22 protein-coding genes and 1 pseudogene are annotated in these 26,461 nt (G+C 39.9%); 6 read left to right on the top strand and 17 right to left on the bottom strand.

Annotation, left to right across the window (positions count from 1 at the left end):
* Positions 1-125 precede the first annotated feature (125 nt).
* Positions 126-2,684, top strand: coding sequence for an excinuclease ABC subunit UvrA (uvrA, locus tag FFU37_RS19140; RefSeq protein ID WP_138490329.1), 2,559 nt, complete (start codon positions 126-128; stop codon positions 2,682-2,684).
* 52 nt (positions 2,685-2,736) lie between these two features.
* On the opposite strand, the gene FFU37_RS19135 is transcribed toward uvrA, so the two are convergent.
* The 13 genes and pseudogenes from FFU37_RS19135 to FFU37_RS19075 form a co-directional block, all read right to left on the bottom strand.
* Positions 2,737-3,228 carry a DUF2798 domain-containing protein gene (locus tag FFU37_RS19135; RefSeq protein ID WP_039488417.1) on the bottom strand — a complete coding sequence of 164 codons (492 nt, stop codon included), beginning with the start codon at positions 3,226-3,228 and terminating at the stop codon, positions 2,737-2,739.
* 149 nt (positions 3,229-3,377) lie between these two features.
* The gene (locus FFU37_RS19130) at positions 3,378-3,626 is read right to left on the bottom strand and encodes a DUF4282 domain-containing protein (RefSeq protein ID WP_002960155.1); all 249 of its coding nucleotides are present in this window, start codon (positions 3,624-3,626) and stop codon (positions 3,378-3,380) included.
* A gap of 77 nt (positions 3,627-3,703) precedes the next feature.
* A complete protein-coding gene (locus FFU37_RS19125; protein WP_138490328.1) occupies positions 3,704-4,273 on the bottom strand; it encodes a hypothetical protein in 570 nt (189 codons plus the stop codon).
* A gap of 1 nt (position 4,274) precedes the next feature.
* On the bottom strand, positions 4,275-5,492 hold the full coding sequence (locus FFU37_RS19120; protein ID WP_002960150.1) for a murein transglycosylase domain-containing protein: 1,218 nt from the start codon (positions 5,490-5,492) through the stop codon (positions 4,275-4,277).
* 18 nt (positions 5,493-5,510) lie between these two features.
* Positions 5,511-6,224, bottom strand: a complete 714-nt coding sequence (locus FFU37_RS19115; RefSeq protein WP_138490327.1) for a hypothetical protein — start codon at positions 6,222-6,224, stop codon at positions 5,511-5,513.
* The gene (locus FFU37_RS19110) at positions 6,224-7,522 is read right to left on the bottom strand and encodes a hypothetical protein (RefSeq protein ID WP_239022737.1); all 1,299 of its coding nucleotides are present in this window, start codon (positions 7,520-7,522) and stop codon (positions 6,224-6,226) included. Before FFU37_RS19110 ends, FFU37_RS19115 begins: the two co-directional genes overlap by 1 nt.
* Before the next feature lie 6 nt (positions 7,523-7,528).
* Positions 7,529-8,896 (bottom strand): hypothetical protein, encoded by a 1,368-nt coding sequence (locus tag FFU37_RS19105; RefSeq protein ID WP_138490326.1) that lies wholly within the window; start codon positions 8,894-8,896, stop codon positions 7,529-7,531.
* A complete protein-coding gene (locus tag FFU37_RS19100; RefSeq protein ID WP_138490325.1) occupies positions 8,893-10,023 on the bottom strand; it encodes a hypothetical protein in 1,131 nt (376 codons plus the stop codon). Before FFU37_RS19100 ends, FFU37_RS19105 begins: the two co-directional genes overlap by 4 nt.
* A gap of 8 nt (positions 10,024-10,031) precedes the next feature.
* Complete coding sequence (locus FFU37_RS19095) at positions 10,032-10,934, bottom strand: LPP20 family lipoprotein (protein ID WP_138490324.1); 903 nt, start codon at positions 10,932-10,934, stop codon at positions 10,032-10,034.
* A complete protein-coding gene (locus FFU37_RS19090; RefSeq protein WP_002960140.1) occupies positions 10,934-11,656 on the bottom strand; it encodes a hypothetical protein in 723 nt (240 codons plus the stop codon). Before FFU37_RS19090 ends, FFU37_RS19095 begins: the two co-directional genes overlap by 1 nt.
* A 305-nt stretch (positions 11,657-11,961) precedes the next feature.
* Positions 11,962-12,579, bottom strand: a complete 618-nt coding sequence (locus tag FFU37_RS19085; RefSeq protein WP_039488412.1) for a LysE family translocator — start codon at positions 12,577-12,579, stop codon at positions 11,962-11,964.
* 71 nt (positions 12,580-12,650) lie between these two features.
* Positions 12,651-12,875 (bottom strand): annotated as a pseudogene (locus tag FFU37_RS19080) (alpha/beta hydrolase family protein); the annotation flags it as partial.
* Positions 12,876-12,926: 51 nt separating this feature from the next.
* Positions 12,927-15,389, bottom strand: coding sequence for a S9 family peptidase (locus FFU37_RS19075; RefSeq protein ID WP_138490323.1), 2,463 nt, complete (start codon positions 15,387-15,389; stop codon positions 12,927-12,929).
* A gap of 166 nt (positions 15,390-15,555) precedes the next feature.
* On the opposite strand from FFU37_RS19075, the gene FFU37_RS19070 reads away from it, so the two are divergent.
* The 3 genes from FFU37_RS19070 to FFU37_RS19060 all read left to right on the top strand — a co-directional run bounded on the left by FFU37_RS19070 (position 15,556) and on the right by FFU37_RS19060 (position 19,120).
* The gene (locus FFU37_RS19070; RefSeq protein ID WP_039488409.1) at positions 15,556-16,551 is read left to right on the top strand and encodes a LacI family DNA-binding transcriptional regulator; all 996 of its coding nucleotides are present in this window, start codon (positions 15,556-15,558) and stop codon (positions 16,549-16,551) included.
* Complete coding sequence (locus tag FFU37_RS19065; protein WP_138490322.1) at positions 16,548-17,777, top strand: glycosyltransferase; 1,230 nt, start codon at positions 16,548-16,550, stop codon at positions 17,775-17,777. Before FFU37_RS19070 ends, FFU37_RS19065 begins: the two co-directional genes overlap by 4 nt.
* Positions 17,778-17,893: 116 nt before the next feature.
* Entirely contained in the window at positions 17,894-19,120 is a 1,227-nt protein-coding gene (locus FFU37_RS19060) for a threonine/serine exporter family protein (protein ID WP_002960134.1), read from the top strand.
* Between the two features lie 462 nt (positions 19,121-19,582).
* Here FFU37_RS19060 and FFU37_RS19055 read toward each other — a convergent pair whose 3' ends face one another.
* Entirely contained in the window at positions 19,583-19,837 is a 255-nt protein-coding gene (locus FFU37_RS19055) for a hypothetical protein (RefSeq protein WP_239022736.1), read from the bottom strand.
* A gap of 260 nt (positions 19,838-20,097) precedes the next feature.
* Positions 20,098-21,822, bottom strand: coding sequence for a ubiquinone-dependent pyruvate dehydrogenase (poxB, locus tag FFU37_RS19050; RefSeq protein ID WP_138490321.1), 1,725 nt, complete (start codon positions 21,820-21,822; stop codon positions 20,098-20,100).
* Between the two features lie 316 nt (positions 21,823-22,138).
* On the opposite strand from poxB, the gene FFU37_RS19045 reads away from it, so the two are divergent.
* On the top strand, positions 22,139-23,794 hold the full coding sequence (locus FFU37_RS19045) for an RluA family pseudouridine synthase (RefSeq protein WP_138490320.1): 1,656 nt from the start codon (positions 22,139-22,141) through the stop codon (positions 23,792-23,794).
* A 177-nt stretch (positions 23,795-23,971) separates the two neighbouring features.
* Positions 23,972-25,891, top strand: a complete 1,920-nt coding sequence (locus FFU37_RS19040) for a tetratricopeptide repeat-containing diguanylate cyclase (RefSeq protein ID WP_138490319.1) — start codon at positions 23,972-23,974, stop codon at positions 25,889-25,891.
* A gap of 36 nt (positions 25,892-25,927) precedes the next feature.
* On the opposite strand, the gene FFU37_RS19035 is transcribed toward FFU37_RS19040, so the two are convergent.
* Positions 25,928-26,146, bottom strand: coding sequence for a DUF6500 family protein (locus tag FFU37_RS19035; RefSeq protein WP_002960126.1), 219 nt, complete (start codon positions 26,144-26,146; stop codon positions 25,928-25,930).
* Between the two features lie 29 nt (positions 26,147-26,175).
* Entirely contained in the window at positions 26,176-26,430 is a 255-nt protein-coding gene (locus FFU37_RS19030) for a hypothetical protein (RefSeq protein WP_138490318.1), read from the bottom strand.
* Positions 26,431-26,461 lie beyond the last annotated feature (31 nt).

The raw sequence follows: 26,461 nt of genomic DNA, 5'->3' as shown, positions 1-26,461 counted from the left end.
CGCCACTACAGACTAAGCGCTCATTCAGTGTGCTTGCGCTACTTTGAGGTAATAACGAGTGATAAGAGTAAATAATTCAAAGCTAACTTAAAGTAAAAAGCGCGATTAAACAGGAGTATAAACGTATGGCAAGCACACATAAAAACTCAACAATGGATTTATCAAACCCCAGTAACAGCATTCAAGTAAGAGGGGCGCGCGTTCATAACTTAAAAAATGTAGACGTTGATTTACCTCGTAACGCATTGGTTGTTTTTACAGGAATATCGGGCTCTGGAAAATCGTCGCTTGCGTTTGGAACGCTGTTTGCTGAGTCGCAGCACCGTTATCTAGATTCAGTATCGCCTTACGCCCGCAGGTTAATAGATCAAGTTGATGAACCCGATGTTGATTCTATTGAAGGGCTACCGCCTGCCGTTGCTTTGCAGCAGCAACGCGGCGCCCCCTCGGTTCGTTCATCCGTTGGCAGCATAACAACTATTTCTAACGCGCTACGCATGCTTTACTCACGCGCAGGCGAATACCCCAAAGGGCAAGGCATACTTTACGCCGATGCGTTTTCGCCGAATACGCCACAAGGTGCGTGCCCAGAATGCTCAGGGATAGGCCGAGTATTTGAAGTAACCGAAAAGCTACTTGTGCCAGACGATACAAAAACTATTCGCCAGCGCGCCATTGAAGCGTGGCCACCAGCATGGCAAGGTAAAAACCTAAGCCGTATTCTTACTTCCCTTGGTTATGACATAGATACGCCTTGGAACAAACTTTCTAAAAAAGCACGGGATTGGATTTTATTTACCGACGAAACTCCTACTGTGCCGGTATACCCAGATTACACCTATGAGCAAACACAAAATGCGATAAAAAATAACGAAGATCCAAGCTACATGGGGACTTTTTCAAGCGCTAAACGCTTTGTTTTACAGTCTTTTGCTACCACGCAAAGCCCGCGTACAAAAAAGCGCGTATCGCAGTTTATGCAAATATCGCAGTGCCCTACCTGCCAAGGTAAAAAATTAAAACAAGCGTCGCTAAGTGTTAAATTTGCAGGGCTCGATATTGGCGAGCTATCTCAACTTACATTAAACGAACTTGCTAAAAAATTAAGTAATGCCGCCAGCACCAAAGTAAATAAGAATACAAAAAATCCAGAGCAAGCCATTGTTACGCAGCGCATTGCCAGTGACATTCTCACTCGTATTGAGACACTAACCATGCTTGGTTTAGGGTACTTGTCGCTTGAGCGTACAACGCCAACGCTCTCACCCGGAGAGCTACAACGATTGCGACTTGCTACACAAATTCGCTCTAAATTATTTGGGGTAGTTTACGTGTTAGATGAACCATCAGCGGGTTTACACCCTGCAGACACACAAGCACTTTTAAAAGCGCTTGATGAGCTAATAGCGGCTGGCAATTCTGTATTTGTTGTTGAACACGATGTTAGCGTTGTTAAACATGCCGATTGGATTGTTGATGTAGGCCCTGATGCCGGTGTGCATGGTGGCAACATTATTTACAGCGGCCCTGTTGAAGGGTTAAGAAAAATAAAAAATTCGCACACCGGACGTCACCTTTTTGCTAAAAACGCCAGTCAAGAGTCTACTCAAAACAGCGCGCAAAAAAAGGAGCTAAGGCAGCCTAGTGCGTGGTTAAAATTGGCTAATATTGAGCGTAACAACCTTAAAAAACTCAATGCAGAATTTCCACTGGGTGTTATGACAACCGTTACTGGTGTTTCGGGCTCTGGTAAATCAAGCCTAGTAAGCCAAGCGTTAGTAGAGCTTGTTTACGAAGCACTTGGGCAAAAAGTAGTAACACAAGCGCCAACCGACGAAGCCGACTTACTCGAACAGGAGCTGCAAACACACACCAGCGGAAAAATCATTGAAGGTATAAATAATATAAGCCGCCTGATTACCGTAAATCAAAAAGCGATTGGCCGTACCCCTCGTTCAAACTTAGCTACCTACACGGGTTTGTTTGATCACGTGCGTAAACTATTTGCTTCAACCCAAAAAGCAAAAGAGCGCCGTTATGATGCCGGTCGCTTTTCGTTTAATGTTGCAAAAGGTCGCTGTAAAAACTGTGAAGGCGTTGGCTTTGTGAGTATAGAGCTACTGTTTTTACCTAGCGTTTATTCACCTTGCCAAGTATGTCATGGCAAACGTTATAACGAGCAAACACTTGAGGTTACATATCGTGATAAAAACATAAGCGATATCCTCAATTTAACGGTTGAATCGGCGCATACCTTTTTTGAAAATGAACCTGCAATACTGCGAGCACTCGATGCACTTATGCAAGTAGGTCTTGGGTATTTGCGTTTAGGGCAACCTGCCACTGAGCTTTCGGGCGGTGAAGCGCAGCGTATTAAATTAGCAACCGAGCTGCAACGTGCGCAGCGCGGTAACACACTTTATATTCTTGATGAGCCAACCACAGGCCTGCATCCATCGGATGTATCAATGCTAATGTCGCAGTTAAATAAATTAGTTGATGCTGGCAATACCGTCATTATGGTTGAACACGATATGCAAGTAGCCCGCAATAGTGACTGGGTTATAGATGTAGGCCCTGGTGCTGGCGAAGAAGGCGGCTTAATTGTAGCCCAAGGTAAACCTACAGAGGTAGCTCAATCTAAAATAAGCCGAACAGCACCTTTTTTGAATGGCGCAATTTAAAGAGCAGGTAAACACTTAATAACAAAAAAGAGCCAATGGCTCTTTTTTGTTATTAGCTTTTTAAAAAGCGTTCTATTTTAGGTTTTACCGTAACCGACATTATCAGCATTATAGTTAAACCTATTGGTAATGCGGCTAATAACCCTTCAGCCCATCCAGTTACAAATACACGCATATCTGCATAGCCAATATTATTAGTAGCGGTAACAAACGCCATCACCGACTCCATGATCAGCGCCATAAAAACACTAATCAATAAATTACGTTTTAGCTCACTGCTATTAGGTAATAACTGGGCAACTAGCTTATGCATTAAGGTCATCATTACAAAACCAACAGGCGCCATAACCAATACTGCACTTATAAATGAGGTAAACCAATCTACATAAAAATGCTCTGTAACACCCACATTCACATAAGTCATAATGCCAGTTAGAGTACCGCCAATTAAGGTAATAATACTTACCATAACCAGTATTTTATAAATTACAGGTGTTTTTTTAGGCTCAACCATTACTGGATTTGCTGATACAGGTGTACTCATTTTTGGGCATGCCTTAAGCGTTAAATAGATGACAAGGTCAACTATAGCAAATTAATTGATAATATCAACTACTTTAAGTTGGTTGGACCGCCTAAGATTAAAAGTAGTGGTAGCACTCGATGCAACCACTACTTTATGAGTATTTAAATTTATTCTGATTTATTAGCTATTTTTTGAAGATTCTCATGAATTTTAAATAATACAATTAATAGCTCACACCAGATGCGCGCACCAATTGCCCCACCAACAATTATGGCCAAACCACTAATGAAACCACCACCATACTTAGCAAACATTGTTGTTACACCTGAGATCAAAGTACCTATTAAAATTAACCAGTAAACGAATGTAATTATTTTTGGGGTTAACATTGAATCAAAAAAGAATATATCTTTCATTTTAGTCCTTTATAACTCCGTTTAAGAATACTAGTTTAGCGGAGTTAGAAACTAAACTAGTAATATAGAATTTTTTATTATTTATTTAAACTATCTAGCTCTTTTTCAAGATCTTTCATCGCTTTTTGGGCTTTAAACTCTTCGTAAAGCGCTTCGCGTGAACTAGGATCTAGACGCTTACCAGATTGAGCTACTAGGTTATTAAATGTTTCTTGTGTATTGCTCATTACAACGAATGTACAAAGTTGCTTTACCCCGTCTAATTTAGCAAATGCAACTTCTTGTGGCACAGCACCCACAAGGCTTTGCTGTGCAACTTGCTTACTTACTTGCTCAAAAGTTCCACCAACGTTTAGCTCATCATTACTTTGTACTTTACGTTGGTATAGCTTGTCCATAACGCTTGCTTTAACCTGTATTTGCTGAGATAAATCGGCGCGAGCAGCTGCAATTGCTTGTGCTCTGTCGGTTGACATACTGCCTGACCAAGGTACGCATGACGACGATGCTAAACCTTTATCAGACACAGGTAATAACACCCAACTTGGTACTGAATCATTTTTTGCTAACGGCTCAGACTGTGTTTTTTCAGTGCTTGAACACGCACCTAATGCTAAAGCGGCTATTAGAGGTAATAACTTTTTCATTTTAAATTCCTTTCAATTGCTTTTGATAATAAGCGGTGCGTTTTACCACTTTTTGTAAATAGTTACGGGTTTCTTGCGCAGGTAAATTGTTAACCATTAGGGTGTAAACCTTCTCAGCTGACATTGCATTAGCTGCAATACTTGCTTGGTTCAGTGATTTAGAGCCACTCAGCGTTTTGGCTACGTTACCTGGGCCAGTATTATAAGCTGCAATACTCATGTAAATTCTTGATTGCACATTACGTACATTTTTAAAGTAACGATTACTTAAAATATGCACATAAGTGCTGCCTGCCTCTACGTTATTATCAGCCTGAAATAAGTACTCAGGGCTAAGTAATAGCGGTTTACCTTGCAAAAAATTGCTCACATCTTTACCCGCTGAAGTAGGCACTATTTGCATTAAACCAAAAGCAGGAATTGGCGAGCGTGCAAGCGGATTAAAACTCGATTCGGTATGTATAATTGCCAATAACAGTGCGGGATCTAAGTTATAACGCTTGGCTTGCTGTTGGACTTCTGGTAGATAACGTTTTGCTTGATTCGAAAGTGTATTATCGGGCAATTTATAGCTAATTTTTACCCTGTCTTTTTGTTTAGTTATTACAGGTGCCTTTGCAGTGAGCACCTCTTTTACAATCTCTGTAGAGAGCACCGTTTGCTCGACTATTTTTTTAGCTTGAGTCGTTTTTGGTGACTTACTTTGCTCAACTTTTTTATTTAAAGGCTTACCCGTTGAGGTAAAGTTTTTGCTGTTTATTGTGTTATTTGCCGCAATATAAACGGGATCATTTGAAAGTGTTTTATTAACCGTTACTTGTGAAAGCTCATTTAATTGCTGCTTTGCATATTCAACTGCTTGCTCGTCGTTTTGGCTGTTTAATAACTCAACAACGACTTCACCACTTTCGAAATTTACACTCGTGCGTTTATTTAGATCATCACTGTATTTAACCCACACTGTTGAGCTTGGCAGATTTGGATCTTGCCACTTTTGGGTTACTTGTTTTAAATATGCATTTTGCGCATTATGCCAAGCACTTACAAACGCTTCAAATTCTTGCCTTTGCTGTTGTTCGTACTGACTAAACTCACTTTGACGCTTTTTTAAAAAAGCCTCAAATTCGGCTTCTTCACTTGTTTGAGCTAAGCTATTTAAGCTCATAGTTAAACAAGCTAAAGCGCTAATTTTTAGTAATATTTTAACTTTTGAGTGCATTTTTATATCCCTATAAAATTAAAAATAACTACTTAAATCATCAGCAGATAGATTATCAAACTCAGTTTGAGCGGCTAAGTTTAAACGCTTACAGTCTATGCTTTCACATCGCCGGGTTAACGAAATTACTTGCTTATAGCGCTTATTAACAAACCAGGTTTGTGCAACTGAGGCTCTCGCTTCATCGAGTTTTAACTCACTCGCTTTTAAATATTTATCGAGATAGCTTAAACGTTGCTCCTCTGGCGATTGATCAGCTGCTAATGCTACTGCATCAGACATCGTTGTAGGGTGATTCAATGCAACTTGCAATAAAGCGCGTAAGTTTGCTTTATCTTTTTGGCTACCAACTTGCCAAGCCGCTCTAATGGCAAGTCCAGCTTCGTTAATATCTTGCGCAGCAGGTATTACAACACCAGTACAAGTTAACCATTCTTGCTGTTTTTCTTGCTCATAGTCCGTAATTTCAGCGTCAATAAAGCTTACCGACTCTGGCAAAGTAATATTGAGCTTTTTAGCTAAAGTATTTCTAATAGTACGACGCTCAGGCAAGGTCAATGCATTTCGACATGCCTGCTCAAGCGCATTTTTTGCACTCGATTTTAACGCCATTACTCGGGCGTATTGACCATTAGCCTGACTTTTAAAAAAAGCAGTTTGTTGTTCAATGGTTTGCTCTGAGTCGAAAGTGGCCGAAGCCACCAACGAAAGCGCTAAAATAGGTGCTAGCATTAAAGTTCCTTTTCGCTCGCTACTTTACCTGATGCACCTTGAGGGTTAGCCGCTTTTTCGTTTAACCCACCGTGTGCTTTTATTTTGTGGCCGTAGTGACTTACACCGTTAACAGTTTGGCCATTATTACCTTCCATCTCTTTAGCTGCTTTGCGTGCCGTTGCCTCTAAGCTTGGCGCATAAACAGCTACGCTGTACTGCCAAAATCCATCATCACTTGCAAAACTTTTAACACTTACACCAGGTGGTAATTTACCTTTTGCAACGGTTGAATACTCGTCAGATGTTTTTAATTGATTTAAAAACGTACTGCGATCTTCTTCAAGAATTTCTACTTGTTGCGGATCATTTAAGTATGGGTCATCGTACTCAAACTGTTTGGTACCTTCCATTTGCTTTTCGTTAAAGCTACCTTGCCAATACACTTTTTCACCTTGAATAGTGGCAAGCAACGCAGAACGCGCACGTGTTTGCGATTGCGATTTAGCAACGCCTTTAAGCTTACGAGCAACATTGCTGTTTCTATTTTGACGTGCAATTGCAGAGCCATAACCTAAAACGATAACTTCGCCAGTATCAGCGTTAGTAAGTACTTTGGCGCCAACAGGTGGTAAAACACCACTTTTAACATCACTGATTACTTGTTGGAAAATTACATTCGGTTCAGTAGTTACCGCTACGGCACCACGATTACCTTTAATTTGTGAACGTGTTTTAGGCGTTGAAATTAAGCTTACACGTACGCCTTTATCATCAACGTTGTCGTAAACGTCATAAGTAACAAAGCCCGCTAACGAGCCCGATACAGACTCTTTACACGCCTCCATCATATTAGTTTGTTCGTTTGCCGTACCTTCAACGCCCGTATCAATAACATCCATTCTTGCAGACACTACATTGCTACATTGATGTTCAACACCTTTCATATTTTCAATTAATTGTTTTTTCGCAATTAAATAAGCTTGATTATAAGCACCGCGTTTAGACAGCAAAGTCGCATTCATATTTTCGTAGGTGTTATAACTGGCACTACCAATAGATAAAATACCGGTGCCACTACCAACCTGAATCATTTTAATACCGTCTTCGTTGTCATCCATCAGTGCCTGATGAGCAACAGCAACTGCAACGCTTGTATCTTTTGCAACCACTACATCGCCAGAAACTTGGGCTTGTTCAGCACCCACTACTTGCGCGCCTGGGCGAGCAGGTATCATATCTGTTAGGCTAAATTCTTCCTCTGCGATTGCAGGCATAGCTAAAACCATTGCTAATGTTAATATTTTTAATTTCATCATCTATCCTTATTTGTACCTGAGTGTAAAGTCGTCTTCGACTGTAATTTTTGAAAGGCTTTTTGCTGTTATTGTCATTAACGCCTGATCAAGCGCATGAGCAAGCTCCCCGGTGCTACCTTTAAATCTCAGGCTTGCTACGGTATATTTTTGCTGTTTATGTATAGATATATCGCTTACGCCACCTAACGTACTTAACACATCATGCAATTTTTCTGGTTGCGTTAGCTTATTGCTTGGCAACATGACTTCACGAACCAAGCCCCCTCTTGCAACTACTTGAGTAAATGCATTATTAAGGGTGTTATGAAGCGCTTTTGATTGTGACTCGCTCGCCAAATGTACTGCCATTAAATCTTTTTCTACGTAAGGAGCATTAGGCAACGACATAAATGAAGGATCGTTTTTCCACTGACCATAAATGTTTCCAGCTAAATCTCTAACGTCAGCACTTAAATAAAGTTGTCTGTTGTTAGCGCGCTTAATCACTTCAGATTTAGCATAAATAACTAAACTAGCCGCGTTACCAACTTCAATTCCTTGCTCGTTTAACCAAACTTTTAGTTCGGTTTTTAATGGTTCAGGCGCAATAACTTGCACTCTAGGTGAACCAATCATGCTTAGTAATTTAGATGCTTTTTGAATAAGTGGTGCTTTTTCTACAACAGCCATAACGGTGACTTCCACACCACCATTTTGCAGTTCTCTGGTTTGCAGGGTTTGCCACTCTTTCACAAGCCCTTCACTATGACTCGAAAGCTGTTGCCCTATTAACTCTTGCATGTTTGTTGATTCGTTACCGTCAACAATATTCATACTTGTACTTGATGATTGCGTATGCTGCTGAGTAAGCCACACACCTACAACTTGCGATACAGCACGTTGCAAAGCATCTTGCTCTGCAATCGTCAGTGCTGTTTTACCTTCTTTTTTCCAGCCTTGGCCTATTACTGTCACACTAATATTTTGAGTGGTTTGTTGCCAGCTTTGCTCTTGCGGCTCTCCTAACTCTTGCGGGTTAAGGCTTACAGTCATGCATGTGTCGTTACCATTGAGTGTAGGCGTTGAGTAATTTATAGGAACGGCACCAGCACTCAAACCTTCCATCATCATAGTGCGTTGTTGCTCATATAAGCTGGCGGCATCATCATCTAAACTGGTTGCTAAATGTTGCTGTGCACTCTGGGTTGTTAAGCTTTTATTACCTTTAATAAAACTTATAAGCTCAGCACTAGCTTGGGCTTTTGCACCCGAGATAGCCGTGCTACCTCGTCCATATGCACATGACTGTGTTTGCAGTGTACCATCAGACAATACATTCACTTGAGCTTGCGCACTCAAGGAACATAATGCTAATAAACCAAGCTTTTTGATCATGTACGGCTCTCCAAAAAGTCAGCGGGAGTACCGACCGATACAGCAAATATTTTTGTACCCTTAGACGGTCGATAAATACCATTTTCAGCTTTGTTTTTAACATCATCTGCTGCATCGGAGTCTTTCCAACGAATAATTTCACCATTTGCACTACTACGCGAAGGGTTAACATTCGCAACGCCAATCGGTTCAACAAATCCTGCTTCATAGCTAAAAACTATCATTGTTTCGTTAGGAAGTACGCCTGCATTTTGACCTCTATCTAGACTAATTTTGTTCCCTTTAATACCTAAAACTTGCGCTGTGGCAGGCATTTCACTCAACATACGGGTAAGCAAGATATCAATACCACGCGATCCCATATCACTGAGTACTGCATTTACATGAGCACTTTGATCAAAGTGAAAACCTGCGACGTAGCGCCCGCTTACAGTCGTAAACTTTAACTCCGATCGATCACGTACATCTTCAGATTTAACACGAATTTTGCCTAAATTAGGGTGCGATAGTTTTTCACGTGTTTGCGGATTTATAACGCCTGTTGTCAACTCTAATGTATAGTCGGCCCAATCGGTAATTGAACCTTCGGTTTTTAATGTTCTGAGTGAGTCTATTTTTACTACAAAATCGGGGATTAACGCTTTAACTTCTGCACGCTTGGCAGCGGCAACCACTCCTTGTTGTTGTAAAATTAATTGTTGTTCCTTTGAAATAGCATCATCATCACGCGTTACTATCCTGAAGCGATTAATTCCTGCAAATTGATTTTCGAGCATTAGCAATAAGTTTTTGTTGTCAAACTCGCGCATAGCATCAACACCAATACCACTGCCATTTACACCAGCTAAATCAAAGTACATGCGTACGATTGGTTTTTTAAGCGGACAACTCTCTGTTTCTGTATTTGCATCAAACGTGCAACGCTCTAGACCTTGGGTGTCAAAATATGCAGGCATAGCTATATCCGCGTCATTAAATATATAAGCACTTTTGGCTATTACGGTATTTGAGGCGTTGTTACTAACCAACCCTGATTGTGTAGCACTTCCTTGTTTAGGTGAAGAGTTACACCCTGCTAATAAGGCGAGTGTAAATGCTGATAGAGTTAAGTTTTTTATTAATTTCATTACCATTCCTAAATATCGAACAGCCACTGACTAGCAGGCGCTTTAAGTTGTTGTACTAAATTGTTAATCGCTTTTTGTTTTGCATTTTCTTGTGTCGTAGCACTTTCTTGCGCAAAAAGATCCTGTTGTAGTAATACTTTGAAAGGACTTGAACTTCGCGTAAGCGCTAGAGTTAAATTAACTTTGGCTGAATAATTATTATTAGATTTGGCGTACTGCCAACGTATTTGGGGACGCATCCATAAACGTGTATCGCCGCTATGTGGGAGTGCATTATTTAGTGCTGATTTAATTTCGCTAATATTATTAGCACCGATCACATCACAAGAAACAGCATTTAATGCTTTTGCTTGCTCATTCAATAAATTATCTAAAGTCGATTGAATTAATAGCTTAGGCCCAGAAAGGAGCTCTAATACTGCTAGCTTTTTTGCCGCAACATCAAGAGCTCCACTATTTTTAAGTGCCCAAATGAAACGCTGTTCGTTGTCATTTTTTGGCGCAGAGATACGAGAAAGTTTTAATAAATCAGATTTTAGGTTTTTTACTAAAGTCGATTTTTTAACTCCCATTTTTAAAGCAAATAAGTTATTTTGCTCAAGCGTATTTAGCTCCTCTAGTCCAGTTAATGTAAACGGTAAACTAGTTAAGGTTGTTGCTTGTTCAAAATAATTGCTTGCTTGGTTGTCCTGCTTTATGAGCTTTTGTAATTGCTGCGTACTTACATCAACGCTTAGTTGAGTAGTAATATCGGCTATAGCCGCTTGCTTTGCAGCTAAGCGACTCTCACCAACCCCAACCGCAGTAATATATTCATCACTTTTTTGCGGTTGAGTTACCCAATCTGGCCAGTTTTGAGCTGAGCAGCTAAAAGCACATGCTATAAAAAAAGCAAAAATGCTTGTTTTCATTAGCCTTTCGCTTCTTGCTCAAGTTGTAACTCATTTATTGCAGTAATTGTTGCTTGCTCAAGTTCTATAATTTCGTTTGCTTCAAGCGCTAACGCAAGTTGATCTTTTGCTTTAATAAGAGCGGTGCCTATATCTTTAGGATCTTCTTCTTGCTCAGCATTCTCTTCATCGCTTGAAAGCCATGAACTGACAAGATTTCCACCCATTTTTAAAGCTGTTACTTTCGCTATGACAGTGCTGTGTTGGCTTAAAATATAAGCAGATTTAGCAATCTCTACCGTTAAATCAGTCGCAAGTTCAACATTTTGCTGATAAATACCTTCGTTCGCTAAGTTATAAGCTGCTATTTTATGACCAATTTCTTCATCTTTATTCTTTGCTCCTGCGTCAAACTCTTCGATTGCAGCTTGAAGCTGCTCTGGTGTCGACTTTTGATGGGCATATAAAAAGGCTTGTACATCACGGTAGTTATCAGTTTGAGTGCGGTATTCACCCATAACTTTTCGTTGACGCTCAAGGATAATAGCTGACATATTTAAAAATTCGTCAATACCTACCTGTACAGCCACCGGGTGAAAATAACCGAGTGTATCCATTCGAGTAGTTAACTCTGCAACTGCAGTATTGCGGTCTAAATTAGCAGAAGTACTAGTATCGGTTGTTGAAACACAACCAGCAAAAAGAGGTACAAAAATAAGTGCGGATAGAATAGCTTTTTTCATGAGGTAATTCCCTATACATTAAAAAGGCAAGAAAGCACAAAGCTAAGCTGTTGACTTGATTCATTCTTCCTTGAATATGAGAATAGAATTACCGAATTTGTAAAAAAATGCAACACAGAAAATTAATAAATTTATATTACTATCAACAAAAAAATAAACAAATGTAACCACGACAAGGTGTGCAGCTTAAGTTAATACTTTTGTCTCATTTTTGTGTGATAGCTCTATTTATTTAGTTTTATATAAAAAACCCTTGCAAGCTGTATAGATATTGTTCAATCACGTTTATCGTTAATTTTGAATAATTAGTCCAACGCTAACCACACACCTACAGCAACCATTAAGCTACCAGCAATACGGTTCATCCATTTTATATTATCACCACGGCTTAAAAATAAACGTAAGCTTTTACCGCCTGTTGCGTAAGCTAACATACTTAAAAACTCGGTGATCATTATAACGCCAAGCAATACTAAAAGCTGAGGGGCTACAGCATGCTCAACACTTATAAAGGGTGGCAGTAATGAAATCATAAACGCCCACCCTTTAGGATTTGCTATTGCGGTTACAAAACCTTGCGTAAATAACGACTTCCTACTTACGTCACTTGGTTTTGAGGTATCGACCGACATTTTTCCTTTGGCTCGCCACATGTTAACGCCAATATAAATTAGGTACGCACCGCCTACCCACTTTAAAATAGCGAACGCATCAGGGTAATTTAACATTACGCTTGCAACGCCTAATACCGCAGCTATGGCAACGGTTGCTACGCCTAACAGCTCACCTATCATCATCCATAATGTGCGGCGCACGCCAATGCTCATTCCGAGTGTCATGGCAAGGGTCATACACATACCTGGGGTGATAGACACAAAAAAGAACGTAGGAATAAAAACCGCAAGTGCTGCTACATCAATCATTAATTTACTCTCATATTAAAAGCAAAAACGCGGCTATAAGTAGCCGCGCTGTTGCTTACTCATGTTTATTACTATTGCCCAGCACTTACCACGGGTTCAGTAATAACCTCTACTGGCTCTGCTGTATCATTTAGCAAATACTTATCTAACCACTGCTCTTGTTCCCACAATACATGTAATAAGCTTTTACGCGCACGGTAACCATGTGCTTCGTAAGGGAGCATTACTAAGCGAGCATCTTTACCTAAACCTTTTAGGGCTGCGTACATGCGCTCACTTTGCATTGGGAAGGTTCCGTGAGATTGAGGGTGGGTCTTCTTGCAGCCCACCGCATATGTAAAAAGCATCTATTGCCCAGCGCTTACCACGGGTTCAGTAATAACCTCTACTGGCTCTGCTGTATCATTCAACAAATACTTATCTAACCACTGTTCTTGTTCCCACAACACATGTAATAAGCTTTTACGCGCACGGTAACCATGTGCTTCATAAGGGAGCATTACTAAGCGGGCATCTTTACCTAAACCTTTTAGGGCTGCGTACATGCGCTCACTTTGCATTGGGAAGGTTCCTGAATTAGGATCTTCTTGACCGTGGATCATTAGCATTGGCTCGTTAATTTTTTCAGCGTGAAAAAACGGCGACATATTAGCGTACACACTTTGTGCTTGCCAAAAATCACGCTCTTCTCCTTGAAAACCAAACGGCGTTAATGTGCGGTTATACGCACCACTGCGGGCAATACCTGTTTTAAATAAATCGCTATGCGCCAATAAGTTAGCAACCATAAATGCACCATACGAGTGCCCTGCTATGGCAATTTTGTTTTTATCGGCAATGCCTTTTTTAACTAATACATCAACAGCTGCTTGCGCACTTGATACTAACTGCTTTCTAAAGTTATCGTTTGGCTCGCTGCCATCAATACCCACTATTGGCATTTTAGGGTCGTCAAACACAGCAATCCCTTTAGCAAGGTAAGGCATTGGGCCCCAATAACCAATGTAGGTAAACGCATAAGGCGATTCGCGAACTTGCGATGCTACGGCTTTATCTTTGTATTCAAGTGGGTAAGCCCACATAAGTACCGGTAACGGGCCTTGTGTTTTATCGTACCCTGGTGGTAAATAAAGCGTGCCCGAAAGCTCAACACCGTCGTCGCGTTTATAACGTAATTGCTCTTTAGTTACGCCTTTAAATGCAGGGTACGGGTGCTCAAATGTCGTTAATTGCGTTAACGTGTCGTTATCTAAATCACGTATAAAAAAGTTAGGTTGCTCAGTTTTAGATTCGCGAATAGTAATAAAGCGCTCACCTTCGTCATCAAGTAGTGCACGAACACGCTCATAGTATGGCGCTTCTGATTGCCATAAACGCTTGCTGCTATTTGTTTTAACATCGTACCTATCTAAAAACGGCACATTACCTTGCTCTGAAGCACCATTACCGCGCAGGTAAATATAACGCCCGCCTACAATTTTAATTACGTTTGCGCCTAAATCGTTGCGCTCGTAAATTGCATTCCCTGGGTCTTTATACGCATCGTTGTAACTACGCTCTGAAAATAGCACGCGGTTTCTGTCGGCATTTCGTGGTTGCACTATGTAAGTACGTACTTGGCGATCGCTAAAGCGCCAGTCTGTCAGCATGGCTACGTTTTCGTTGCCCCACTCCATTCCCGCATAACGGCGCTCTACTTTGGCAAATAATTTAGGCTCGCGTTTAAATGGTGCACGTAAGCTGTAAACATAATCATGATGCTCAACGTCGGTTTTCATGTCGCCGCCATCTTGCGCCTCGGCCCAAATAACTTCAGCACCTTGATCGGCTCGCCATTCAAAATCACGGCGGCCAGTGCGTACACTGTCGTAGCCTTGTGGAATATTATCGGCAAGTGGCTGTTTTGCCAGCTCTGCTAATGCATAGCCGCGCATGCCCCATATTTGCCACGTGCTTGCAAAGCGGCTGTAAGGCACTTGGTACGAAAACGGCTCATTAATACCGGCAACTAAAATATTGGTAGAATCAGGTGATACCGAAAACGATTTAAATAAAGAAGGGCTACCTATTGCTTGAGTATTGCCATCAAGCGTTATGTAAGCCAATTGCCCTTGGCCGTAAAACTTAAATTGTGATTCATCAAACGGGCTGGTTAATAAATTTTGGTAAGTACGTGCTGGTGCTTTTTCGCCAGTACTTTGTTGAATAACAGGCACTACATTTTGGCTGTTATTTTCAAGCCTTGGTTTACCAAAATTAACGGCAAGATTTGCAACAATGGCGCTGCTATCTGGCAGCCATTTATATGGCGATGCAGTTAGTACCGAATTTAACGCAGCACTAGTTAACTCTTTTGCTTGTTTGGTTTCAACGCTGTAAAGCCATAAGTTGGCTTGGGTTGGTTGCTCAACAACAAAGGCTAAATATTTACTATTAGATGACCATTTAGGTGAGCGGATAATGCCATTAGGTAAGTTGTTAATGCTAATAACCGACCCGCTTTGAACATGCTTTAGCTCCACGGCACTAAATTTGGCACTCACACGAGAGCGCGAAAAATTAGCGGGGTTTAGCTTAATACCAGCAAGCTTAAGCTCTTCTTTTGCAAGTTCATCAAGGGTTACTACACGTTTGCGTTCAAAAAGCGCTAGCCACTGGCCATCGCTCGATAAGTAACTAGTGGGTGCTAACTTAGCGTCAACCAATGCTGCAAGTTCGGGTGATGGGGTTTGATAGCCCTGCTCGGCGTAACTTGTTGGCACCAATGCCGCACAACAAATAAAGGCAACTAACAGCCTAAAAGCGCTCATGTTTTTATCCTTTTGTTATTTTTTACTCTTATAGACGTATATAAACACGTTTTGCTTTGTTCATAAAGTATTAAGGTAAGTTAAACACCTCTAAAAGATGACTTAATAGTGCTGATTAAGCTAAACTACAGCGCTATTTATTCACCACTGCGGTACTTAAAATACAATGCATAACAAAGCCAAATCAGTCACCATTTTTGATGTTGCAGAGCGTGCTGGTGTATCAAAATCAACCGTATCGTTGGTACTTACCCAAAGCGATAAAGTGGGCAATAAAAGTAAACAAAAAATACTCAAAGCGATAGATGAGCTAGGGTACGTTTATAATCGTGATGCCGCTGCTATGCGCTCAAAACGCTCTAACTTAGTGGCCATAGTAATAAATGATTTAACTAACCCAGCTATGGCACACCTTGCTACCAGCTTACAACTTTTGTTAAACGACAATGGCTTACAAGCCATGATTGTAAGCAGTAATAATAGTCTTGAGCTACAAGCAAACGCAGTTAAAAACTTAAAAGAATACAACGCGGCTGCATTTATTATTTGCCCCGTTGCTAATACTTGCCCCAAATGGCTTGATACGCTCAGCGCGCAACACAAAGTAATTACCTTAATGAGCGAAGTGCCCTTTAGCGCAGCTCCGTGTGTATTACCCGACTATAAAAAAGCCAGCCACGTAGCCAGTATGCATTTACTCGCACAAGGCGTGACAAACATAGTATTTATAGGCAGTGAACTTACTTTAAGTGATTCACAAGCACTGCAAAGTGGCTTTAATACCGCATGCGCGCAGCACAGCATTACAGCATTAGCACCCATTGACTGCGCAGTAAATACAGCCCTTAACGCTAAAAATGCATTTATAGAAGCATATAAACACAGCCCCACATTAAACGCAGTGGTGTGTGCAAACGATATTATTGCTCAAGGTGTTATTGCCGCCATTAACTCATTAACACATCACTGTATTAAAGTAGTGAGTTGCCACCACATTCCTAATAGCGCGGTTATAAATAATCACTTAACCACCGTGGCTATTAATACAACTGATATAGCTAAGCGGTGCCTTTTAATACTGCAAGAGCTACTACAAAATACAGCCCCGCCAGTAAAAACACTGGTAAATGTAAACTTACAAATTAGAGATTCTAGCCAATGAAAAAAGTGCTGGTAATTGGCTACGTATGGCCAGAGCCAAATTCGTCTGCTGCGGGAACGCACATGATGTCGTTATTAAATGCATTTAGAGCGCAAAACTGGGACGTTGAATTTGCAACGCCCGCGCAGCGCACCGAACACATGGTAAACCTTGACGACTTTGGTATAACCAGCCAAAGCATTGCACTAAACTGCGATAGCTTTGACGAATACGTTAAAGCTTATAACCCAGATATAGTCATGTTTGACCGTTTTATGATGGAAGAACAATTTGGCTGGCGCGTCGATAAGCATTGCCCAAATGCCATTAAAATTCTCGATACCGAAGATTTACAATGTCTGCGTAACGCTCGCCACGAAGCGCACAAAGGTGAGCGTGAGTTTACAACCAGCGATTTACACTCAGACATAGCAAAACGCGAAATCGCCGCTATTTTACGCTGCGACCTAAGCTTAATTATTTCAAGTTATGAAATGAGCCTACTAAACAGCGTATTTAAAATAGAGCCAAGCTTATTACACCACTTACCATTTATGGTCGATTTAAGCTCATTACCTACAAGTACAAAAACGTTTGAGCAGCGCCAGCACTTTATGACCATAGGTAACTTTAGACACGCACCAAACTGGGATGCAGTACTTTACTTACAAAAAATATGGCCACTTATTCGCAAGCAACTCCCAAAAGCAGAACTACATATTTATGGCTCTTACCCATCACCAAAAGCCACGGCACTAAATAACCCTAAAACAGGGTTTTTAATAAAAGGCTGGGCCGATAATGCGTTTGATGTAATGCAAAGCGCACGCGTATGTTTAGCACCACTGCGTTTTGGTGCAGGCATTAAAGGTAAATTGCTTGAAGCCATGATTATGCAAACACCCAGCGTTACCACTAATATTGGCGCAGAGGGCATGCATAACGATTTACCATGGCCTGGTAAAATAGCCAACACCGCCGACGATTTTGCCAATGCTGCTGTTGAAATGTACACCAATCAAAGTGACTTTGAACAAGCGCAGCAAGATGGCAACACGCTCCTTAATACGCTTTACGATAAAGCACAATTGAGCACGGTGTTAATTAAAAAAATTGATTCAATAAGTAGCGATTTAGGGGCTCATCGTGAAAAAAACTTTACAGGCCAAATGCTCAAACATCATACAATGCGCAGCACTCAATACATGTCGCAATGGATAGCTGAAAAAAATAAAAAATTAGATTAAAAATGACTAGACACACACCAATTAGTGTTTAAAATCGCGCCCATCAAACGTGGGCAGTTTTAGCTGTATTGTCTATATTTTTAGCTTAGTTATCGCAATATTTGGTCCAAAAAGATTTGAAAACTGCAACCTTTACAGAAAAACGCAAATTTATCGTTAAATTGGGTAAAATGCTTCACAAGTATGGTACGCCTGCTTACCGCCTAGAAGCCCACCTAATGGAAGTGGCTACATATTTAGGACTTAAATCGTCGTTTGTTATGTCGCCAACTTCGGTAACGTTTGTTATTTGGACTGATGGCCACGAAGACGAGTACACCCATGTTGCGCGTGTAGACCCTGGCGATCACGATTTAGGCTCACTTGCCGACACCGACGATCTTGTAAACCAAATGCTTGACGACAAGCTAACTTTACAAGAAGTTGACGCCCAGCTAGATGCTATCTACGACATGCCAAACCCATACAATAAACTTGTTACGGGCGTTGCCTTTGCAACTTCTGGTGGTGCGTTTGCCATGTTAATGGGTACTAGCTGGACTGATGTTATTTGGTCATCGCTTCTTACTTTAGTTGTTTATTTGTTTGTGCTTTGGTCGGGACGCTCAAAACGCGTAGCCCATATGCTTGAGCCATTGGTAGCCATAATATCGGCAATACTTGCATGTGCAGTAAGCGTGTATATAACACCTGAAATAAACATACGCTTGGTGGTACTTTCGGCCATTATTGTATTTATACCAGGTTTAGCACTTGCGCTTGGCTTAGCAGAGCTTGCAGCGCGGCATTTAGTGTCGGGTACAGCACGAGTCATGGACTCGTTTATGCTGTTATTTAAACTCTATTTTGGCGGTTTTATTGGCATAGGCATTGGCTTTGCACTCTTTGGGCAAGCTGACTTTGTACAACCTGAACCATTACCAAAGTGGACAGCATGGCTCGCCATATTTTTACTTTGTAGCAGCTTAATCGTTATTTTTAGAACCAAACTTAAGCACGCTGTTTGGTCTATAGCATCAGGCTTTATAGCGTACGGCACCAGTATTGGCTCGGCTATGTACCTTGATTACACGTTAGGTACGTTTGTGGGTGCTTTATCGGTGGGTATATTTAGTAACTTGTTTAACCGTGTTGCTAATGCGCCGGCCTCTATTGTGGCCATGCAAGGCTTAATTGTATTAGTACCAGGTAGCAAAACCTATATTGGCTTAAACTCACTCATTGAAGGCCAAGACTTTATATACGCAGAGCATATAGGCCAGCAAACGTTTTTAATATTTATGTCGCTTGTTGCAGGGCTAATATTTGCAAACGTGGCTCTTCCGCCTAAAAAGAGTTTGTAAGTGATACTGAGCGCTCGCTTTACTTTAATTGAGTAAAGCGAGTAAAACGTTAAACTAAAAACAACTACCAAGTAGCAATTGAGGCCAATGCTAAGTGTTTTAGCTCATTACATTGCACTTGAGTCAAACTCAAAAACCTCATAGTGATTCCAACGTAAAAACAGTTCACCGCTTTCTAAATAACCTAAACTCTGGATAATAAATCTATCTCAAGCAGCTATTTTCAGCGCTAACTGCGTTGAATTTACTTGCAATAGGCCAGCTATTGACGCGTAAATTCGCCTTGTTTTCACTAAAAATCTCTGGCTAGAGAAAATAAATTTAAATATCACTATGATTCAATATTTTAGTAAATCTCTTAACCAGAGTTCAGGTTAAATACAGATTTATGTCATCACTTGATGGATAGCAAAAATCATCCCAATGATCACAAAATACTAGCCAAGGTAGGGTAAGCGCTGTTTATTGATCCCAGCAAATTGTTACTGTTTGCGTATCATTTACTAAGCCCTTTAACCATTGGCGTGTTAACTCACTCCCTTCTGTGGAGTCGAATCTTTTTGCTCCAACCGGAAAGTTAATAGGTGTAGTAGCAATTAATGCTCTTGCTTGATCTTCGCTCAACGGAATAAGTTTATTTAGTGTATCTTTAGAAAAATCACCATAGGATGAGCTAATCCAGCGCCATGCTAAAGAAAAGTCTTCAATTTTAATCAACGCTCTATACCTACTTTTATAAACACGTAATTGACCTTATAGGTTATTACTATTACCTACTCTATAGAAACTTCATGTTATTTTACTTTTAGTTCAACAAGTTACAAGAAGGCACTATGATTTATTAATATTTAAGAAAGTATGTCAGACGTTTTTTACATTACGTGAAAGGTATACATTTGCAATAAGCAAATAATAAAGAACATTATTGCTTTATACTTCCCTATTGAGCAAAAGTACTCAATAGGGAAGTAACTTAACTAGCGTGACCAGTTAGTTTTGGCAAGCTCTATAATTTCGTTTCCTTTGCCGTTTATCAGCGCTTTCATCATGTAAACACTAAAGCCTTTTGCTTGCTCTAATTTGATTTGCGGCGGCATTGAAAGCTCTTGTTTTGCAGTATCGACTTCTAAAACAACAGGTCCTGAGTGATTCATCATTTCGTTCATTGCCGATGGTAATTTTTCAGGGTCGTCCACATGAATCCCTTTTAAGCCACAGGCCTGTGCAATGTTAGCAAAACTTGGGTTTTCTAAATCAGTATCGCTTGATAAAAATCCACTGGCTTTCATTTCCATAGCCACAAAACTGAGTGAGCGATTATTATAAACAACAATCTTTATTGGTAAATTAAGGTGCTTAAGCGAGATTAAGTCCCCCATTAACATCGAAAAGCCACCATCACCACACATTGCAATTACTTGGCGGTCTCTGTCAACAGATTGAACTCCCATTGCCTGCGACATCGCATTTGCCATAGAGCCATGATTAAACGAGCCAATTAAGCGGCGCTTACCATTCATTGATAAATAACGCGCAGCCCACACTGTTGGCGTACCTACGTCACAAGTAAAAACAGCATCGTCAGCCGCTTGCTCGTTGAGTAACCGTGTTAGGTATTGTGGGTGAATTAAATTTTGCGAGGTTTTGCCGCTGGCTAGTTCATCGAGATCTTGTCGCGATTCTTTATAGTGCTTAACACTCTTTTGTAAGTGCGAGTCTGTGCGCTCACCTTCAATATACTCAAGTAATGTGGCCACTGAATTTTTTGTATCCCCTAGCACGCCACAGTCAATTTGCACGTGTCGCCCGAGTGACGCAGCCTGATTATCAATTTGTAATATGATGGTATTTTCGGGGTAAAAAGCACGATAAGGAAAACTAGTACCAATCATTAATAACGTATCGGCTTCTTGCATTGCATGATAGCCCGACGCAAAGCCAATAAATCCGGTCATACCAACATCGTAAGGATTATCGTATTCAATAAATTCTTTACCGCGCATGGCATGCACTATCGGTGCTTGTAATTTTTCGGCTAGCGCAACAATTTCGTCGTGGGCATCCTTACAACCAGCACCACACAATAAGGTTACTTTTTTACTTTTATTAAGATGAGTCGCCATTGCTTCAATATCAGATAAAGCGGGAGTATACGTTGCTGGCTTTGGCACGTTCCAATTTGGTTTGATAGCTTTAGGCATATCTTTTAATGCAATGTCGCCAGGTAGCACAAGTACACTCACGCCTTTGTTTAATATTGCTTGTCGCATTGCGGTTTCAAGCAGGTACGGCATTTGCTCAGGGCTCGACACCATTTCACAATACACACTGCATTCTTTAAATAATTCTTGCGGATGGGTTTCTTGAAAATAACTACTGCCAATTTCAGATGAAGGAATATGTGCGGCAATTGCTAATACTGGTACATTATTGCGCTGACAATCAAATAAGCCATTAATTAAATGAAGATTACCTGGCCCGCAAGAACCCGCACACACGGCAAGCTCGCCTGATAAATGGGCTTCGCCACCAGCCGCAAATGCGGCAGCTTCTTCATGTCGCGTACCTAACCATTCAATTGTTCCCATTTTTCGCAGACTTTCACTAATGCCGTTAAGTGAATCGCCAGTTACTCCCCAAATACGTTTTACGCCCGCTTGTTCGAGGGTTTTAGTGATAAAACTTGCGATATTTTGACTCATAATATAGAACTCCTAAATATTCAGTTATTCTGTAAATTGATTTTTTGCCTCTGATCTATCAGGTAAGTCATCGTTTCGAAATGCGCTCAATTATTGAGAATCGATAAGCTTAAATATTTTGATAATGATAGTTATATTACTACTGAGACTTTACTAACAAACGCCTATGCTTGCTGCGACCCCATACTGATACATAAAACATGAATGTCCGCTTTAAAGTGTTTATGAATATGCGGGTGCGAGATTTTTAGTGGCTTAACTATGAATATGTTATTATGCGCTCAATTATTTTACTGAATGCTTTTCTCTTACTTCTATGTCAAATTCTGCTTCTTGCTTTACATTATTTTCTCAAAATATTGATGCTCTCGCGCTTCCTGAAAAGTTTACTTTCCCTTTTTATTACGAGCCGCAACCATTAGCTGTAGCAGCCACTAAACAATTACAGCAACAACTTGAAACGTTAACGCATTTAAAAGCAGAAAATGCAGGTAAAATGTTTGGGGTTTTAGTGGTGCAAAATGCTAAGCAACAATTAGGCTTTTTAAGCGCTTATTCGGGGCAAATTGTAGGTGATAAAGGCAATATTAGCTTTGTGCCGCCTGTTTCTAGCATGCAGCTGCAAGACGATAGCTATTTGGCTCAAAGTAAAATAATTAACGATATTAATGTTCAAATTGAGCAATTAGAAAATAGCGAACAACTGCTTGAAGTTAATAGAAAACTTGATGATGCAACACAGAGCTACCAGCAAGCGTTATTAGCTCAACAGGCGGTAATGCAAGCCGGTCGTCAGCAAAGAAAAATACAACGTACCGAAGGTGAATTAGAACTTAGCGAAAGTGATTTTGAGCAGTTAAAAAATAAGCTTGCAGGGCAAAGCATCGTAGAAAAAAAGCAACTGCTGGCACTTAAATCCTATTGGCAAAATATAATCGAGTCACTGCAGCAAACACACATCAATATTTCTGATGAAATTACTCATTTAAAAAAACGCCGTAAAACGCTTTCTAAAAGCTTACAAAAAAAGCTATTTGCACAGTACCAATTTTTAAATGCAAATGGTGAAACTACAGATTTAAATGCTATTTTTGCAGCATTACCTGAGCACACTCCTCCTTCGGGTGCTGGCGATTGTGCAGCGCCTAAATTATTACAATACGCCTATAAACATGACTTAAAGCCACTTGCTATGGCAGAGTTTTGGTGGGGAGCAGCACCTAAATCAGCAATTAGGCAGCATAAGAATTACTACCCTTCTTGTTACAGTAAATGCCAACCAATACTTGGGCATATGCTAAAGGGTTTAGATGTTGAAGATAACCCGCTACTTACCAACCCAGCTCAGGGTAAAGATTTAAGTATTGTTTATAAAGATGACGACTTACTTGTGGTAAATAAGCCCGCTGAGTTTTTATCAGTGCCTGGCGTTAATATTGATGACTCAGTTTATATGCGGATCAAAACGCAGTTTCCAGAGGCATCAGGCCCACTAATTGTACACAGATTAGATATGTCGACTTCTGGGTTATTGATGATTGCGCTTAATAAACGTGTGCACAAAGCACTGCAAAAACAGTTCATTGAACGCACCATAGATAAACGTTATGTCGCATTAGTTAATGGTAACGTAGCTGAGGATAGCGGAGTAATTGATTTGCCCTTAGTGCTCGACTTTGATGATAAACCGCGCCAAATGGTGTGTTACACACACGGTAAGCCATCACTTACTACCTGGCAGGTTTTAGAGCGTAACAACAATATTACCCGATTACAGTTATACCCTAAAACAGGGCGAACTCATCAATTAAGAGTGCATTGTGCGCACAGCTTAGGTTTAAATATGCCAATTATAGGCGACACACATTACGGGCAAAAAGCCGAACGATTACATTTACATGCAGAATACTTAGCATTTACTCACCCTATTACGCTTAAACGATTAGAGTTTGAAGTAGCAGCTGATTTTTAATAAACACATAACTACAGCGACTATATTATACAATGTGTTTGTTTTTATTAATTAAATTGATATCGTTTGTGGTCTTATTTTTTCAATGAGAAGTATATAAAAGCTGTTCAAACCCAAGTTTATTAAGCACTGTGAATAAGTATTTCAATAATAAAAATAAATCAGCAAAGGATTAACATGGCTAACAATACACAAATAAAGATTTTAGGTAATACTTTATGGGCAAAGTATATTGTTCTCCTTTTATTTTTACTTTTTAGTAAACTTGCCTCTGCTAACGGCGATTCATTAAATGCAACTTCACATGCGCTAGACTTTGACACGACTCAAACTCTCATCAATAACATAAAACTAAATGAATTAGACTATCTTCAAAATGGAGACAAACTCACTCAAGCGTTTAAAATAAGCAAAGATCAAAATTGGGAAAAACTTCATTTAGAAGCGGCCGCTTTGTATGCGGAGTTACTTTTTAGACAAGAAAAATACGCAGCGTTAAACACTCACTTATCCTATTACTTAAAGAACAAAGAGTTACCAAACCAAAAAAGTGTGTATTTATTATTTCTCGAATCACAACTCAAGTCTCTAGCGAGGGATGCAAACCCAGCTCCAGCACACATGCTAGCCACAAAATTAGAAGAGAGCCTGCAACAGCATTCATCTAAAGAAAAAATTATTATTTTACGAGCACTTGCTTACTATTACACCGATACAGACGCATTGAAAAAGACCCTAAATGTTGCACTGGAGGGGCTAGAGTTATCATTAAAAGATGACGACTCAGCATCTCAGGGATACTTTTTTAGAAAAATAGCCGATGCATACAATTATCTAAATGAAAAAGACAAAGCCGTATATTATGCAAAGAAAGCGGTTGAAGCATATGAGCAAACACAAGATGGGCTTTTTACTGCAAAAGCATATTGGAGTTTAGGCAATATATTGCTCGAGATAAAAAAACCTAAAGATGCCTTAATATACCTAGACAAAGCATTGCTCTATTTTAAAAAAGCTAATATGCAAAAAGGCTTAACCTTTGCCCAATACTCAATTGCTAGCATTGAGTACTTACAAGCAAACTACGATAAAGCTTTAACTTTAACTAAAGAAAATATTGAGCTTGCTCGTTCTGCAGGTGTACACGACATGCAACTCGCATCGCTCATTTTGTTAGCTGACATATATATAAAACTAGATTTACTTGATCAAGCAAATGAAGCAAACGATGAGGTATTTTTAAAATTAGATAAATTCAGCCGCAGTATTTATAAAGCCGATTTTTTAAGTAAACGCTATGAGCTAAAGCGACGCCTTAACTACACTAACGAGGCTTTTGAAGCAATTGAACAAAAGCTCCTTTATACAAAAAAACACTACGAAGCTACCAGTGAAAGTAATATAAAAACACTACAGGTACAGTTTGAAGTAAAAGAAAAAGAAGAAAAAATACAGCAACTAGAGTACGCAAAAGACATTAGTGAACTACAAGCTAAAGAAGAGTACCAACAAAAAATAATTTGGCGACTCAGCGCTGCTATTGCGTTTATTTTAGTGATTGCTTCATTATTTTTATTTTATAGGCAAGCTCGACAACGTCAAAAATATCACGATATTTCATTAACAGATTATCTAACAAATAGCCCTAATCGCAGAGGAATAATGCGCGCCGCAGAAGCAAAGCTTGATGAAGGTAAAATGACGATAGCAATTGTTGACTTAGACTACTTTAAAAAAGTTAACGACCAATTTGGTCACGATGTTGGAGATTTAGTTCTTATTTCCTTTGCAAAGGCTGCAAAAGAAACACTAAGTGGTGATCATCAGTTTGGCCGCTACGGCGGCGAAGAATGGTTGTTTGCACTAAATTCGGTGGACGAACTAGCTATTCGAGACATATTTGACCAGCTCGCCACTAGGTTTACCGAGCATTGTAGTAATATAAAAGACCTTCCTAGTAATACACAAATCACTTTTAGTGTGGGAGCCTCTGTAAGTAACCCTTTAAAAAGCACACTAGATGTTCTTATTAAGCATGCAGATAAATTACTTTATAAAGCAAAAGAAAACGGAAGAAACCAAGTCGTTGTTGATTAAATAAATACAGCTAAAAATACTTGCTCAGTTAATTGACTAAAGTCCATCTAAAACCATCTGTTTAATTTTATGTGCTTTTACAAAATGATCTAATTTATGGGTGTGTATCCACCAAGTAGCGGCCTCCATAAGTAGCTCTGGGTCGTCGTTTTTATTGGCAAAAAATGCATAAAAAGAAAGCCCTACATTTTCGCCTTTAGCTACTATTTTTTTATCGCACACGGTAATTATTTTTGCTCTTAGTTCTTCCCTCATACATACCTTATTTAATTATATTTTTACTATTAAAATACGCCATTTAAAAAGCTAACGATTAGCTGTAAAAGGCTTCTATCAACCAAGCCATGATTCTCAAGCTCTTTATTAGGCGTATTTACTTTTGCAGCTTTGCATTCATTATCTAATGTCTCATTTTTACGTGTATCGGTTTCGTATGCAATATCTGCTTGGTCCATACATTTTGCCGAGCCTGCATAAGGCTGCGCCGCACAAGCGCTTAGTAATAAAAAAAGTGGAATTGCTATCAATAATTGCTTCATAAATAATCCTATTTTTACGCAACTTATTTAC

It is taken from the genome of Pseudoalteromonas distincta, from assembly GCF_005877035.1.
GTDB lineage: Bacteria > Pseudomonadota > Gammaproteobacteria > Enterobacterales > Alteromonadaceae > Pseudoalteromonas > Pseudoalteromonas distincta.
This window is presented reverse-complemented; position numbering and strand designations above follow the sequence as displayed.